Annotated in this window: 12 protein-coding genes and 1 pseudogene; 7 read left to right on the plus strand and 6 right to left on the minus strand. The window is 74.2% G+C overall.

Translation table 11 applies throughout. The features are described from left to right. Positions 1–2 precede the first annotated feature (2 nt). Positions 3–482 carry a peroxiredoxin gene (locus AB0D08_RS16310; RefSeq protein WP_033818699.1) on the minus strand — a complete coding sequence of 160 codons (480 nt, stop codon included), beginning with the start codon at positions 480–482 and terminating at the stop codon, positions 3–5. Between the two features lie 132 nt (positions 483–614). On the opposite strand from AB0D08_RS16310, the gene AB0D08_RS16315 reads away from it, so the two are divergent. Further along, complete coding sequence (locus AB0D08_RS16315) at positions 615–1,553, plus strand: AraC family transcriptional regulator (protein ID WP_359889318.1); 939 nt, start codon at positions 615–617, stop codon at positions 1,551–1,553. A 101-nt stretch (positions 1,554–1,654) separates the two neighbouring features. Continuing rightward, positions 1,655–2,482, plus strand: a complete 828-nt coding sequence (locus tag AB0D08_RS16320) for a carbohydrate-binding protein (protein ID WP_359889321.1) — start codon at positions 1,655–1,657, stop codon at positions 2,480–2,482. A gap of 33 nt (positions 2,483–2,515) precedes the next feature. Here AB0D08_RS16320 and AB0D08_RS16325 read toward each other — a convergent pair whose 3' ends face one another. Next, the gene (locus AB0D08_RS16325; protein WP_033818697.1) at positions 2,516–3,727 is read right to left on the minus strand and encodes a pyridoxal phosphate-dependent aminotransferase; all 1,212 of its coding nucleotides are present in this window, start codon (positions 3,725–3,727) and stop codon (positions 2,516–2,518) included. A gap of 98 nt (positions 3,728–3,825) precedes the next feature. Here AB0D08_RS16325 and AB0D08_RS16330 point away from each other — a divergent pair. Next, positions 3,826–4,179, plus strand: a pseudogene (locus AB0D08_RS16330) (helix-turn-helix domain-containing protein); the annotation flags it as partial. A gap of 53 nt (positions 4,180–4,232) precedes the next feature. Here AB0D08_RS16330 and AB0D08_RS16335 read toward each other — a convergent pair. After that, the gene (locus AB0D08_RS16335; protein WP_359889323.1) at positions 4,233–5,135 is read right to left on the minus strand and encodes a MerR family transcriptional regulator; all 903 of its coding nucleotides are present in this window, start codon (positions 5,133–5,135) and stop codon (positions 4,233–4,235) included. Between the two features lie 347 nt (positions 5,136–5,482). Here AB0D08_RS16335 and AB0D08_RS16340 point away from each other — a divergent pair, with 347 nt between their 5' ends. Continuing rightward, positions 5,483–6,265, plus strand: a complete 783-nt coding sequence (locus AB0D08_RS16340) for an alpha/beta hydrolase (RefSeq protein ID WP_359889324.1) — start codon at positions 5,483–5,485, stop codon at positions 6,263–6,265. A 45-nt stretch (positions 6,266–6,310) separates the two neighbouring features. After that, on the plus strand, positions 6,311–7,111 hold the full coding sequence (locus AB0D08_RS16345) for an SGNH/GDSL hydrolase family protein (RefSeq protein ID WP_359889327.1): 801 nt from the start codon (positions 6,311–6,313) through the stop codon (positions 7,109–7,111). Positions 7,112–7,152: 41 nt separating this feature from the next. Here AB0D08_RS16345 and AB0D08_RS16350 read toward each other — a convergent pair whose 3' ends face one another. Next, positions 7,153–7,524: a cupin domain-containing protein gene (locus AB0D08_RS16350; protein WP_033818694.1), complete on the minus strand. Its 372-nt coding sequence runs from the start codon at positions 7,522–7,524 to the stop codon at positions 7,153–7,155. Positions 7,525–7,614: 90 nt separating this feature from the next. On the opposite strand from AB0D08_RS16350, the gene AB0D08_RS16355 reads away from it, so the two are divergent. Further along, positions 7,615–8,061: a MarR family transcriptional regulator gene (locus AB0D08_RS16355; RefSeq protein ID WP_033818693.1), complete on the plus strand. Its 447-nt coding sequence runs from the start codon at positions 7,615–7,617 to the stop codon at positions 8,059–8,061. A 16-nt stretch (positions 8,062–8,077) separates the two neighbouring features. On the opposite strand, the gene AB0D08_RS16360 is transcribed toward AB0D08_RS16355, so the two are convergent. Continuing rightward, positions 8,078–8,575, minus strand: a complete 498-nt coding sequence (locus AB0D08_RS16360; RefSeq protein WP_033818692.1) for a sigma-70 family RNA polymerase sigma factor — start codon at positions 8,573–8,575, stop codon at positions 8,078–8,080. Between the two features lie 78 nt (positions 8,576–8,653). Then, a complete protein-coding gene (locus AB0D08_RS16365; RefSeq protein ID WP_359889331.1) occupies positions 8,654–9,523 on the minus strand; it encodes a hypothetical protein in 870 nt (289 codons plus the stop codon). A 300-nt stretch (positions 9,524–9,823) separates the two neighbouring features. Here AB0D08_RS16365 and AB0D08_RS16370 point away from each other — a divergent pair. After that, positions 9,824–12,067: Tex family protein (locus tag AB0D08_RS16370; RefSeq protein ID WP_359889344.1), on the plus strand; the 2,244-nt coding region annotated here is incomplete at its 3' end.

A 12,067-nucleotide genomic window follows, 5' to 3' on the forward strand; every position in this document is an offset into this window, starting at 1 on the left:
GTTCAGCCGAGCGCGGCCAGCTGCTCGGCGAGGGTGTCGCTGTGCTGGAAGGTGAGCCCCATCAGTGCCACGTGCTTCCAGCGCACCGAGCCGTCCCCGTCCAGGATGAACACCGACCGCCGCAGGCCCAGGCCCGGCACCGCGATGCCGAAGGCCGTGGCCACGGTGCGCCCGGTGTCGGCCAGCAGCGGGAACGCCAGCCGGTACTTGCGGGCGAAGGCCTCGTGGCTGTCCAGCCCCTGCGGGCTGATGCCCCACACGGTGGCGCCCAGGCCCTTGAAGCGGTCAAGGTCGGAGGTGTACGAGCAGAGCTGCTTCGTGCAGACCGCGGTGTCGTCGCCCGGGTAGAAGACCAGCACCAGCGGGCCGCCCTTGGCCTCGCCCAGCCGGTAGTCGCGGCGCTCGGCGACGTCCCCGTCCAGGACCAGGCCGGGCAGGGTGAACTCGGGTGCGGGGGAACCGATCTCGGGCTGCTTGGCCATCGTGGCGTCCTTCTCCGTGGGGGGCGGGGGAGCTGCGTCGTCCGCGATGCTACCCGTCCGTAGCCCCGGCGGAAGGGGGCGCCGGGCCGGGCCGCCCTGGACGGTGCCCGGGCGGCGGGCGAGACTGCTGCGGTGACCGACCTGCGTACCCTCCGGCCGCCCAGGAACCAGGTGCCGCTGCACGACCTGGAGGTCCCGGCGCCCGGCGTGCTGCCCTTCGCCCTGGGTTCCTTCGACACCATCGGCCCGCTCTCCCGGGCCGCCTTCCCGCACCGCCACTCCTTCCACGAGGTCGTCTACGTCACCGAGGGCCGCGGCACCCACGTCCTGGACCTGGTGGAGTGGCCGCTGGAGCCGCCGCAGCTGTGGGTGCTGCTGCCCGGGCAGGTGCACCACTGGGCCGGTGCCCACGGCCTCGACGGGTGGGTGCTGCTGTTCAACGAGGACTTCCTGCTCAGGCACCCCGAGGACGCCGGCCTGCTGCGGGTACTGGCCGGCCGGCCCTGGCTGCGCCCGGACCGGGCCCAGGACCGCGCGATCACCGGCCTGTTCGGCGAGATGCTGCGCGAGCACCAGGCCGGCGAGCCGGGCTTCCCCGGGGTGCTCCAGGCGTACCTGCACGTGCTGCTGGTCCGGGCGCTGCGGGCGTCCGCCCCGGCGCCGTCCGGCCGGCCGGTGGCACCCCGGGCCGCGGAACTCGCCGACCGGTTCGGCCGGTTGATCGCCGACCCGGACCGCGCCGACCGCACGGTCGGCTCCTTCGCCCGTGAACTCGGCGTCTCCACCGGCCGGCTGCACGAGCTGGTCAAGGAGGCCACCGGACGCACCCCGGCGCTGCTGATCCGCCGGCAGCAGATCCTGGAGGCCAAGCGGCTGCTGGTGGCCACCGAGCTGACGGTCCGCGAGGTGGCCGCCGGAGCGGGCTTCCCCGACCCGTCCTACTTCTGCCGGTTCTTCCGGCGCGAAGTGGGTCTGACCCCGGGGGAGTTCCGGGCCAGGGCCGGAGGAAATCACCACGATCCCGGGGCCAGGTCCATCGACGGCTGCCCGGCCGGGCCCGTACCTTCGTAGCCGATCCCCCACCACACCGCCCTGCCGGGGCCCCCACCATGCCGACCCACGTGTCATGACCCTGGCAGGGCGGCCCCGGCCCGACCGAAGGAGAGTCGACCGTGAACCCGTCGAACCCCCACGACCCTCTGCGGCAGCAGCAGTTGAGCCGCAAGACGCTCCTCAAGGCGGCGGTGCTGGCCGGCGCCACCCCGCTACTGGCCGGCGGCGGCGTCGCCCTCGCCAGGGACACCGGCGCCACCCCGCCCGCGCTCACCCCCGCCTGCGACGACGGCGACCACCCCACCGTCGAGCAGACCGAGGGCCCGTACTTCAAGCCCGGCTCCCCGCTGCGCACCTCGCTGGTGACCGCGACCACCCCCGGCACCCGGCTCACCGTCACCGGCTACGTCTTCGGACGGGCCTGCCGGCCGGTCCCCGGCGCGCTGCTGGACTTCTGGCAGGCGGACACCGACGGCGCCTACGACAACACCGGATTCACCTTCCGCGGCCACCAGTTCACCGACGCCCGCGGGGCGTTCACCCTCACCACCGTCGTACCCGGCCTCTATCCGGGCCGCACCCGGCACCTGCACGTCAAGGCGCAGGCGCCCGGGGGCCGGGTGCTCACCACCCAGCTGTACTTCCCGGGCGAGCCGCGCAACAGCACCGACACCATCTTCGACGCGGCGCTGCTGATGAACGTCCGCCAGGCCGGCCCGGCCGAGGAGGGCAGCTTCGACTTCGTGCTCGACGTCGCCCGGCCGCCCTCGCCGTCGCCCACCCCCTCGCCGACCGGCGCGCCCGGCGGCGGCTGGCAGGCGGGCTCCGCGTACCGTGCGGGCGACCCGGTCACCTACGGCGGCGTGTCCTATCGCTGCCTGCAGGGGCACACCGCGATGGCCGGCTGGGAGCCGCCGAACGTCCCCGCCCTGTGGCAGCGCCGCTGAGCGCCGCCCCCCCCGGCCCGGGCCGGGGGCCGGCTACTGCCGGTAGGTGGCCAGGAAGCGGCCGATCCGGCTGATGGCGGTCTCCAGGTCGTCCGCGCGGGGCAGGGTGACGAAGCGGAAGTGGTCGGGGCGGGGCCAGTTGAAGCCGGTGCCCTGGACGATGTGGATCTTCTCGCGGAGCAGCAGGTCCAGCACGAACCGCTCGTCGTCGACGATCTTGTGCACCGCCGGGTCCAGCTTGGCGAAGGCGTACAGGGCGCCCTTGGGCTTGACGCAGCTGACGCCGGGGAGCTCGTTGAGGGCGCGCCAGGTGACGTCGCGCTGCTCGGTGAGCCGGCCGTTCGGCAGCGTGAGGTCGTGGATGGACTGGTGGCCGCCGAGCGCGGCCTGGACGGCGTACTGGGCGGGCACGTTGGGGCACAGCCGCATCCCGGCCAGCATGGTGAGGCCCTCCAGGTAGTCCCGGGCGTGCTGCTTGGGACCGGACACCACCAGCCAGCCGCTGCGGAAGCCGGCCACCCGGTACGCCTTGGACAGGCCGTTGAAGGTCAGGGTGACGACGTCGTCGGCGAGCGCGGCCAGGCAGTGGTGCTCGACGCCGTCGTAGAGGATCTTGTCGTAGATCTCGTCGGCCAGCACCATCAGGTCGTGCCGGCGGGCGAGCTCGAGGATGCCCTCCAGCAGTTCCTTCGGGTAGACCGCGCCGGTCGGGTTGTTGGGGTTGATGACGACGATGGCCTTGGTGCGGTGGTTGATCTTCGCGGCGATGTCGTCGAGGTCCGGGTACCACTCGGCCTCCTCGTCGCACAGGTAGTGCACGGCCTTGCCGCCGGCCAGCCGGACCACCGCGGTCCACAGCGGGAAGTCCGGTGCGGGGACGAGGACTTCGTCGCCGTCGTCGACCAGCGCCTGGACCGCCATCTGGATCAGCTCGGAGGCGCCGTTGCCCAGGTACACGTCGTCGACGGTCACCCCGGTGACGCCGCGCTGCTGGTAGTACTGCACCACGGCGCGGCGGGCCGGCAGGATGCCGCGCGAGTCGCTGTAGCCGTGGGCGTTCGGCAGGTTGCGGATGATGTCCTGGAGGATCTCCTCCGGCGCCTCGAAGCCGAACGGCGCCGGGTTGCCGGTGTTCAGCCGCAGCACCGTGTGCCCGGCCTCCTCCAGTGCGTTGGCGTGGTCGACGACCGGGCCACGGATCTCGTAGCACACGTCCTTCAGCTTGCTGGACTGGCGAAACTCCATCAGCGGCCTCCCGAACCGTCACCGCGCCACACCGGCGGATGCTTTGTTCTACCAAGTAAGCACTTGGAAAGTCCAACCTATTGGCTATGCTGATCCACATGTCACGCCGAAGCTACGACCAGTACTGCGCCGTCGCCCGCGCCCTGGATGCGGTGGGCGAGCGCTGGAGCCTCCTGATCGTCCGCGAGCTGCTCGGCGGCCCGCGCCGCTACACCGACCTGCACGCCGACCTGCCGGGCGTGTCCACCGACATCCTGGCCGCCCGCCTCAAGCAGCTGGAGGGCGAGGGCCTGGCGGTGCGGCGCAAGCTGGAGCGGCCCGCCAACGCGACGGTCTACCAGCTCACCGAGCGCGGCCTGGCGCTGCGTCAGGTCGTCGAGGCGCTGGCCGACTGGGGCCTGCCGGAGCTCGGCGAGCCCCGGCCGACGGACGCGGTCCGCGAGCACTGGTTCACGGCCGCGGAGCGCGGCGGTACGGGCGGGGCGCGGACGGGCCCGGCGCAGCTTCAGGCGGCCGGACCGGCCTGAGCCGCCGAGGCCCGCACCGCGTCGGCCAGTTCGCCGACCAGCCGGGCGTGCAGCGCCCCCATGTCGGGCGCGGGATCGCTGCTCAGCACCGCCGCGTTGCTCCAGTACTCGCCCATGTGCGGGTCGGGCCCGGTCAGCCGGCCGGCCAGCACCCGGCGGTAGCCGGGGGAGTCGGTGACCCCCTCCGCGCCGGCGTGCGCGGCGACGAAGCAGTCCAGCGCGTCGGGGGCCCGCCGGCCCGCCAGTGCGTACGCCTCGCCCAGTCCTTCGTAGTACAGCCGGGCCCGGGGGCCGCAGGTGCCGGCGCCGGCCGACCGGACGGCGGCCGCGGCGGCGCGGTCGGTGGCCAGCGCGTGCAGCCGGGCGTAGGCCAGCGCCTGCTCGGGGGTGGGCGCGCCCGGCAGGTCGGGGACGGCGGCGTCGATGATGCCGGCCACCAGCCGGGCGGGCAGCCGCAGCGGCAGCACCCGGCGCCAGAAGGCGGCCAGGGCGTCGGTGGCGGGCGGTGTCCGCAGGGCGTCACCGACCAGGGCGAGCGCGCCGGGCTGCTCGGCGACGGCCGCCAGCGCGGCCCGGCGCCAGCGCAGGTCGGTCAGCCGGCGTTCGACCTCCGCCTGTTCCCGGGCCAGCGCCTCGCCCGGACCGACCTGTCCGCCGAGTACCTCCGCGACCGCGGGCAGTCCCATCCCCAGCGCGCGCAGCCGCCGGACGGTGTGCAGCCGGTCGAGGGCGGCCTCGCCGTAGCGGCGGTGTCCGCCGGGGCTGCGGCCGCTCTCGGGCAGCAGCCCGGAGTCGGAGTAGAAGCGCACCGTCTTGACGGTGACCCCGGCCGCCTCGGCCAGCTCACCGATCCCGTACGTCCGCCCGGTCCCGTCGCCCATTTCCGCACGCCCCTCCGCACGCCCCCGCGGCCAGTCTAGGGCGCGCTCGTGGAGTCGCGTCGGACGAGCCCGCGGCGTCGGGATGCCGGGCCGGGCGTGCGCCGGGATCGCCTCCCACCGGGCCGTGCCCGGGTGATTCGGGCGTGCACGGACTCGCTCGGGGCCGGCCCGGGACCCCAGCCTTTCCTGCGGCGCTCCGCCGGCCCCCGGCCGGGGCACCTCAGGCGCGCAACGGGGGTTCGACGTCGGGCTCACGGCCGGGCCCGCGCGGTGGAATCTCCCCCTGCGGGAGGTCCTACGGTCGGGCCACGCCGGTTGCGGCGTGCCGAGTGAGAGGTGGTCCGAGGATGACGACGTTCGTACTGGTGCCGGGGGCGTTCTCGGGGGCGTGGGTGTGGGAGGAGACCGCCGCCGAGCTGGCGGCCCGGGGGCACCGGGCGGTGCCGCTGACCCTGCCGGGGCTGGCCGAGCGGGCCGCCGAGACGGCCGGGGCGGACCTGGCCGGGCACACCGCGGCGGTCGGTGCGGCACTGGCGGCCGCCGGGCCGCAGGCGGTGCTGGTGGCGCACAGCTACGGGATCTTCCCGGCGATCGGGGCCGTCGACCGGGCGCCCGGGCAGGTGGCGCGGCTGGTCTTCGTCGACACCGGCATCCCCGAGGACGGCGAGTCGCTCGCCGACACCTTCCCGGACGAGGGGCACCGGGACCGGATCCGGAACGTCCCGCCGGGTGGCGTGCTCCCGACGGGGGACCGGGGGGCCCTGCTGCGGCCGGGCTGGGGTTCGCTCGCCGGGCTGCCCGAGGCGGCCGCCGAACGCTACTTCGAGCTGGCGACCCCCCACCCGGTCGAGACCTTCCGGCAGCCGGTCGAGCTGACCGGCGCCTGGCGCAAGGTCCCCACCACCGGGGTGTTCTGCCTGGCCAACGGCCTCAGCCTGGAGGTGGCCAGGATGCTGCACGCCGGTGGCGAGCCGCGGTTCGCCAAACTCGCCGAGCCGGACACCAGCTTCTTCGAGCTGCCCACCGGCCACTACCCGATGCTCCAGGACCCGGCCGCGCTGGCCGGGGCGCTGATCTCGGCGGCCGAGGGCGGCGGTGCCCGCCTGTACCCCGCCGCTACCGCGGGGTAGCCCGGCCGCCGGGCGCCGGCCGGGTGCGCGTACGATCGACGGGCCATGGAGAACATCACCGCCACCGTGTACCGCAGCTACGTCGCCGTCGGGGACTCCTTCACCGAGGGCATGTGCGACGAACTGCTCCCCGACGGACACTTCCGGGGCTGGGCCGACCGGGTCGCCGACGCGCTCGCCGCCGAACGGCCCGACCAGGAGTTCCGGTACGCCAACCTGGCCGTCCGGGGCAAGCTGATCGGTCAGATCTGCGCCGACCAGATCGGCCCAGCCGCCGAAATGGGGGCCGAACTGGTCACCCTGGCAGGCGGGTTGAACGATGTGCTGCGGCCCGGCTGCGACATCGCCGAGGTCGAGCGGCAACTCGGCCGGGCCGCCGAGGCGCTGCTGGCCGGCGGCGCCACGGTGGTGATGTTCACCAGCACCGATCCGGCCCGCCGGCTGGCCGGCGGTGCGCGGCTGCTGCCCGCGATCCTGCGGATGAAGGCCTTCGTCGAGCAGCTCGCGGCGCAGCACCCGGGCCGGGTGGCCGTGGTCGACCTGTTCTCGGCGCCCTGCTTCGACGACCGCCGGCTGTGGGACGAGGACCGGCTGCACCTCTCGCCGGAGGGCCACCGCCGGGTGGCCACCGCCGTACTGGAGGCGCTCGGCCGGCCCGCGGACCACGACTGGAGGGCCCCGCTGCCGCCGGCCGCCCCGCGCGGGCGGGTGGAGAAGCTGCGCGCCGACCTGCACTGGCTGCGGCTGCACCTCGGCCCGTGGATCGGTCGCCGGCTGACCGGCCGCTCCTCCGGTGACGGCCGTCCGCCCAAGCGCGCGGAACTCCTCCCGTACCGGGGCCGCTAGGGCGGTCCGCGCGGCCCCGGCCGCGTCCGGTGCGGCCGGGGTCAGGCGGCCCACGGGGGGCTGATCACGGTGCCGTCCGGGAGGGTGGCGGTGAGGCCGGCGGAGGTGGTCACCCAGACGGTGGCCGGGGTGTCGCCGGTGGCGATCCGCAGCCGGCTGCCGGCCGGGGCGACGGCGACGTCGCCCGCCGCGAGGACGGCGGCCTCGCCGTCGAGCGAGAGCCTGGGGGCGCCGCTGAGCACCAGGAAGACCTCCTCCCGGGAGACGGTGTGCTCCACGCCTTCCACCCCGGCGGGCAACTCCAGGCGCCAGGAGCGCAGTTCGGTGCTGCCGGTGGCCCCGGTGGCGTACGAGTGGAAGCGCGCGCCGTGCAGCTCGTGGGTGATGGGTTCGGTGGACCGGATGACGGGCACGGTGGACTCCTGGATCGATATGGTCAAGTAGCTTGTCTATATGGTCAAGCTCCTTGACGATCCTGTCAAGGCTGCTGGCAGACTTCACCCATGGACCGGACCGTTGCCCTCAGCCTTCCCCCGCTGCTCCTCGGCCTCGCCGCCGACCTGGTACGCGGCATCGACGAACGGGTCAGGGCGCAGGGCTTCGAGGACCTCCGCCCCGCGCACGGCTTCGCCTTCGTCCGGCTCGCCCCCGACGGCGCCGGCGTCGGTGAGCTGGCCGAGCACCTGGGGGTGACCAAGCAGGCCGCCAGCCAGATGGTCGAGGAGCTGGTCCGCAAGGGCTACGTCGAACGCAGGCCGCACCCCGACGACGCCCGGGCCCGGCTCGTCGTGCTCACCGAACGCGGCTGGGCCTGCACCCGGGCGGCCGAGGAGGCCTCGGCCGAGGCCGTCCGCCCGTGGGCCGAGGCGCTCGGCGAACAGCGGCTGCGGGCGCTGCGCGACGACCTGCTGAAGCTGGCCCCCTCCGGGCGGCTGCGGCCGATCTGGTAGCCCCGCCGCCACCGGCTCAGGAGAAGAACAACTCCCGGTCCTCGCCAAGGTGTTCACGCAGCGTCGCGAGCGCGCGCATGCTCTGCGACTTCACCACCGACTCGTTGACACCGAGGATCTCGGCGGTCACGGCGACACTGTGGTCCTCCCAGTAGCGCAGGATCACGATCGCCCGGCTGCGGCGCGGCAGCAGGGCCAGCGCGCCGAGCAGGGTGAGCCGCACGTCCGTCGGGTCGGCGGTCCGCGGCAGGTCCGGCAGCCGGTCGGCGGCCAGTTCGGTGCTGCTGCGCCGCCGCCGGTGGTCGAGTAGTGAGTTGAGCAGGATCCTGCGGGCGTACAGGAACGGGTCGCCGTCCTTGTGGTTGACCCGGTGCCAGGCCACGTACAGCTTGGTGAGCGTGGTCTGGGTGAGGTCCTGGGCCAGGTGCCAGTCCCGGCACATCAGATAGGCGATCTGACGCAGGCGGACGGCGGCTGCTTCGGCGAATGCGGTGAACTCGGCGTCATCACGCACCGGTTCTCCCCCGATCTGTGCTGTTCCTGAGAGGTGGGGCCGTCGCCGCGCCGGGCGCGGGCGGCCGAGGGTGGTGGGTCAGCCGAGGACGGGCAGGTCCGGGAAGCGCTCGGAGGCGAGCTTCAGGAGGGCGCTGTCCGTCCAGGCGGAGATGGAGGGGTCACCGGCCAGTTCGACGGCCTGGAACACGGTCAGCGGCATGATCCCCCGCGGGTTGGCGGTGCCGTTCCAGGCCAGGCAGCTGCCCAGGCTCACCTGGACCACCGAGCCGTCCGGATGGCCGACCTGCACCGCGATCTGCTCGACGCAGTTGTCCCTGTCCGCGGTGGACACCCAGACCGGCTGCCCGCGCCGGTCGGTCCAGCAGGTCGCCGCGTCCTCGCCCTTGGGGAGCGGCGTCAGGCATCCGGCCGTCGGCACCTTCCCGACACCGACGAAGACCCGGACCATCCCGACGCCGTGCCCGGCGTCCAGGTAGGTCTGGACGCCGTGGCCGTCCTTGGTGGCCGCGTAGTGGTCGGTCCTCCCGGGCGGCAGCGCGCCGAGCACGGCGGACAGCAGCGTGGCGCTGGTGGTGTTCACCCGGTCCCCGGCGGGGGTGACGGTGGGCGCGGGGGCCGACCCGGGCGTGGGCGACCCCGGAGCTGTCGGCCGGGGCGTGGCCGACCCGGTGACCACCTCCGGCGTCGCGACCGGGCCCGGCAGGGACGGCGCCTGCCCGGCCGCCGACACCACCGGTGCCGCCTGCCGCGGCCCGGCCCCGTACGGACCGAGCACGAACACGCCCGCGGTGGCCAGCACCACCGCCGACCCCGCCACCGCCCCCACGGCCCGCATCCGGCGCACCCGGCGGCCCCGCCGGGCCGCGACCGCCACCAGGTCGCCCAGCGGCGGAGCGATGTGCTCGGCCAGCTCGTCGTTCAAGGTGGCGCGGAAGTCCTCTGTCACTGCTGATCCTCTGGTGTCCCGCCGCACGCTGCCGTGCGGTCCCGCATCTTCACGGGCCTTCGCACACCTACACGAATCTGCGGCCGGTCCGGTCGCACCGAAGTGACCGGAATTTTCCCGGGGGTCCACCGCCGCCCCTGGCGCCACACCCGGCGGCCGGGCCGGTCCGGGCCCGGATCAGGGCGGGCACCTGCCAGAATGCAGGGCGGAACGGAACGCACGGACGGACGGACGGAGCGCCGCAGTACACGGCGCCGACCCGCGTAGGGAACTCAGGAGAAGGTGACCGGCTTCGTGACCATGCCAGTCGAACGCAAGATCGCCGAAGAGCTGGGCGTCCGCGAGGGGCAGGTGAAGGCGGCCGTCGACCTGCTCGACGGCGGCTCCACCGTCCCCTTCATCGCCCGCTACCGCAAGGAGGCGACCGGGGCACTGGACGACGCCCAGCTGCGCACCCTCGAGGAGCGGCTGCGCTACCTGCGCGAGCTGGAGGAGCGCCGCACCGCCGTCCTCGACTCCATCGAGGCCCAGGGCAAGCTCGACGACCCCCTGCGCGCGCAGATCCTGGCCGCCGACTCCAAGGCCCGGCTGGAGGACATCTACCTCCCGTTCAAGCCCAAGCGGCGCACCAAGGCACAGATCGCCCGCGAGGCCGGCCTCGAACCGCTCGCCGACACCCTGCTGGCCGACCCCGCCCAGGACCCGCAGGCGCTCGCCGCCGGGTACCTGAACGAGTCGGTGGCCGACGCCGCCGCCGCGCTCGACGGCGCCCGGTCCATCCTGGTCGAGCGCTTCGGCGAGGACGCTGACCTGGTCGGCTCGCTGCGCGAGCGGATGTGGAGCCGCGGCCGGCTGGTCGCCACCGTCCGCGAGGGCAAGGAGCAGGACGGCGCCAAGTTCGCCGACTACTTCGACTTCGCCGAGCCCTACACCCGGCTCCCCTCGCACCGCATCCTCGCGATGCTGCGCGGCGAGAAGGAGGAGGTCCTCGACCTCGAACTGTCGCCGTTCGACGCCCAGGACGGCGACCTGCCCGGCGAGAGCGACTACGAGCAGCGGATCGCCGCCCGCTTCGGCGTCGCCGACCGCGGCCGCCCGGCCGACAAGTGGCTGACCGACACGGTGCGCTGGGCCTGGCGCACCCGGATCCTGGTCCGGCTCGGCATCGACCTGCGTACCCGGCTGCGCCAGGAGGCCGAGGACGAGGCGGTCCGGGTGTTCGCCGCCAACCTGCGCGACCTGCTGCTCGCCGCCCCGGCCGGCACCCGCGCCACCATGGGCCTGGACCCGGGCTTCCGCACCGGAGTCAAGGTCGCGATCGTCGACGCCACCGGCAAGGTGGTCGCGTACGAGACGATCTACCCGCACCAGCCGGCCAACAAGTGGGACGCCTCGATCGCGACCCTGGCCGCGCTGGCGAAGAAGCACGCGGTCGACCTGGTCGCGATCGGCAACGGCACCGCCTCCCGCGAGACCGACAAGCTCGCCGAGGACCTGATCAAGCGCCACCCCGAGCTGAAGCTCACCAAGGTGATGGTCTCCGAGGCGGGCGCGTCCGTGTACTCGGCCTCCGCCTTCGCCTCCCAGGAGCTCCCGGGCCTGGACGTGTCCATCCGCGGCGCGGTCTCCATCGCCCGCCGCCTCCAGGACCCGCTGGCCGAACTGGTGAAGATCGACCCCAAGTCGATCGGCGTCGGCCAGTACCAGCACGACCTCAGCGAACTGAAGCTCTCGCGCTCGCTGGACGCCGTGGTCGAGGACTGCGTCAACGCCGTCGGCGTGGACGTCAACACCGCCTCCGCGCCGCTGCTGACCCGGGTCTCCGGCATCACCGGCACGCTCGCCGACAACATCGTCGCGCACCGCGACGCCAACGGGCCGTTCCGCACCCGCAAGGCGCTCAAGGACGTCGCCCGGCTCGGCCCGAAGGCCTTCGAGCAGTGCGCCGGCTTCCTGCGGATCCCCGACGGCGACGACCCGCTGGACGCCTCCGCCGTCCACCCCGAGGCGTACCCGGTGGTCCGCCGGATCCTCACCGCCACCGGCGGCGACCTGCGCGCCCTGATCGGCAACGGCGCCGCCCTGCGGGCGCTGCGCCCGGCCGACTTCGCCGACGACACCTTCGGCGTGCCGACCGTCACCGACATCCTCGGCGAGCTCGACAAGCCCGGGCGCGACCCGCGGCCGGCCTTCCGGACCGCCACCTTCAAGGAGGGCGTCGACAAGATCGGCGACCTGGAGACCGGCATGGTGCTGGAGGGCGTGGTCACCAACGTCGCCGCGTTCGGCGCCTTCGTCGACATCGGAGTCCACCAGGACGGCCTGGTGCACGTCTCGGCCCTGTCGAAGAACTTCGTCAAGGACCCGAGAGAGGTGGTCAAGCCCGGGGACATCGTCCGCGTCCGGGTCACCTCGGTCGACGTGCCGCGCAAGCGGATCGGGCTGACCAGCTCGGCCTGGCCGCCGACGGCCGCACCGTGGTCCTCGCCGAACAGTCCCTGCCCCCCGCCTTCGACCGCCCCGGCACCTTCGTCCACGTGCTGC

Source organism: Kitasatospora sp. NPDC048540, assembly GCF_040651175.1.
In the GTDB taxonomy this organism is placed as follows: domain Bacteria; phylum Actinomycetota; class Actinomycetes; order Streptomycetales; family Streptomycetaceae; genus Kitasatospora.

Coding starts and splice junctions, on each gene's coding strand:
- AB0D08_RS16310 (WP_033818699.1), bottom strand. CDS start 482: ATGGCCAAGCAGCCCGAGATCGGTTCCCCCGCACCCGAGTTCACCCTG.
- AB0D08_RS16325 (WP_033818697.1), bottom strand. CDS start 3,727: ATGGAGTTTCGCCAGTCCAGCAAGCTGAAGGACGTGTGCTACGAGATC.
- AB0D08_RS16335 (WP_359889323.1), bottom strand. CDS start 5,135: ATGGGCGACGGGACCGGGCGGACGTACGGGATCGGTGAGCTGGCCGAG.
- AB0D08_RS16340 (WP_359889324.1), top strand. CDS start 5,483: ATGACGACGTTCGTACTGGTGCCGGGGGCGTTCTCGGGGGCGTGGGTG.
- AB0D08_RS16345 (WP_359889327.1), top strand. CDS start 6,311: ATGGAGAACATCACCGCCACCGTGTACCGCAGCTACGTCGCCGTCGGG.
- AB0D08_RS16355 (WP_033818693.1), top strand. CDS start 7,615: ATGGACCGGACCGTTGCCCTCAGCCTTCCCCCGCTGCTCCTCGGCCTC.